We start from the raw sequence: 1,923 nt of genomic DNA on the forward strand, positions 1-1,923 counted from the left end.
GTCTTGCAGCACCAGCGTGCTGCCCAGGGTCTCGGCGTGCCGGCGCCAGCCCTCGGACCAGGCCGTGAGGTCCAGCGTCAGCATCAGCAGACCGATCGATCGACCGTCCGGCCCGGGCACGTTGCGCACCATCGGCAGCACCAGCTTGTCGGCCACCGGCCCCCAGCGCGGGCGCCCCAGCATCAGGCCAGTGCCCTGACGCGCGGCCGCAAATTCGGGAAAGTCGGTCAGCGAGACCGGCGCGCGCGTGTTGTCGACCGACGCGCACAGCACCTGCCCGTCGAGGCTGACCAGACCAGCGTTGGCCAGCAGCGGGTCGACAAGCACCAGCCCGGCCAGCAAGGCCTTGCAGCCCGGCACATCGACCTTCTGGATCTCGGGCCGGCTGCTGAGAAAGTCGAGCAAATGGCGACTGCGCTGCAGCGTGCCGTCGATCTCTTCGGCCAGCAATTCCGAGCGCTTCTGCGCACTGTCGAGGACCCGGGCTTCGGCAGCCTGGCGGTCGTGAAAGATGTCGAGCGCCAATGCCAGCAGCCAGGGCAGGGTGACCACCCCGACCAGCAACAGCAGTCGGCCTAGGAAGGTGCGCGCGGGTTTCATGGCAGGCGCCACGACGCCGGGCGGCCATTGACCACCCGACACCGCAGCCGTCCGAGCGTAGTGCAGCCGGCCGGGCAGGACAAGGCGGTGCACCCGGCCCGTGGGACATGTCGCGGTCGGCGCAGAGAGTGACCGCCACTGGGCATCCATCCAGTATGCTGGCGGGGTGTCTGCCGTCGTCAACGCCCTTCCCCGCTCTGCCCGCAGCCCGGTCGCCGCCGGCCGGGTCGACCCACTGGCCCAGCTGAACGACGATCAACGCGAGGCCGCCACCCACGGCCGCGGCCCGTTGCTGGTGATCGCCGGGGCCGGCGCTGGCAAGACGACGACGCTGGCGGCCCGGGTCGTGCAGCTGGTGCTCAGCGGCGCCGACCCGAACCGTCTGCTGTTGCTGACCTTCTCGCGCCGGGCGGCGCAAGAGATGCAGCAGCGTGTGGCAGCCATGTTGCAGGCCGCGCTCGGCCTGTCGGCCGCCGCCGCGCCGCAGTTGCCCTGGGCTGGTACCTTTCACGCGATCGGCGCGCGGCTGCTGCGCGAGCAGGCCGCGCGCTTAAGCTTGTCAGAAGACTTCAGCATCCTCGACCGCGGCGACGCGGAAGATCTGATGGGCTGGACGCGCGAAGCGCAAGGGTTGGCACGTGCCGGCGAGAACGGGACGGCACGTTTCCCGCTCAAGGGCACCTGTCTGGCCATCTACTCGCGCGTGGTCAACAGCCAGGCGCCGCTGGGCGACGTGCTGCGTGAAGCCTTCGCCTGGTGTGTCGACGCGGAGGCCGGCTTGCGCACGCTGTTTCGCGCCTACGAAGCGGCCAAGCGCGAGCAGCAGGCGCTCGACTACGACGACCTGCTGCTGTGGTGGGCCGAGATGGTGCGCGAGCCCGACATCGCCGCTTGGCTGGGCGAGCGCTTCACGCACGTGCTGGTCGACGAGTACCAGGACACCAACCGGCTGCAGGCCGCGATTCTGCTGGCGCTCAAGCCCCAGGGCGACGGGCTGACGGTTGTCGGCGACGATGCGCAGTCGATCTACGCGTTCCGCGCCGCCGAGGTGCGCAACATCCTGGACTTTCCGGCCGCGTTCACGCCGCCGGCACGCATCGTCACGCTGGCGCGCAACTACCGCGCGACGCAACCGCTGCTCGATGCGGCCAATGCGGTCATCGCGCTGGCACCTGAGCGTTTCGCCAAGCAGCTGTGGACCGACAGGCCCGRCGCCGAGCGGCCGCAGTTGGTGGCGGTGGACGATGAGGCGTCGCAGGCGCGCTGGGTTGTCGACGGTGTGCTGGCGCGGCGCGAAGGTGGGCTGAAGCTGAAGTCGCAAGC

Annotated in this window: 2 protein-coding genes; one reads left to right on the forward strand and one right to left on the reverse strand. The window is 70.1% G+C overall.

Annotated features, from left to right (window positions below):
* The coding region (locus tag AC1DYI_RS34170) for a PDC sensor domain-containing protein (protein ID WP_477208549.1) at positions 1–600 on the reverse strand (600 nt) is incomplete at its 3' end.
* Positions 601–766: 166 nt separating this feature from the next.
* On the opposite strand from AC1DYI_RS34170, the gene AC1DYI_RS34175 reads away from it, so the two are divergent.
* Positions 767–1,923, forward strand: a 1,157-nt coding sequence (locus tag AC1DYI_RS34175; protein WP_477208550.1) for an ATP-dependent helicase, incomplete at its 3' end; no start/stop codon positions are given.

It is taken from the genome of Ideonella sp. P3_A4 (assembly GCF_056403075.1).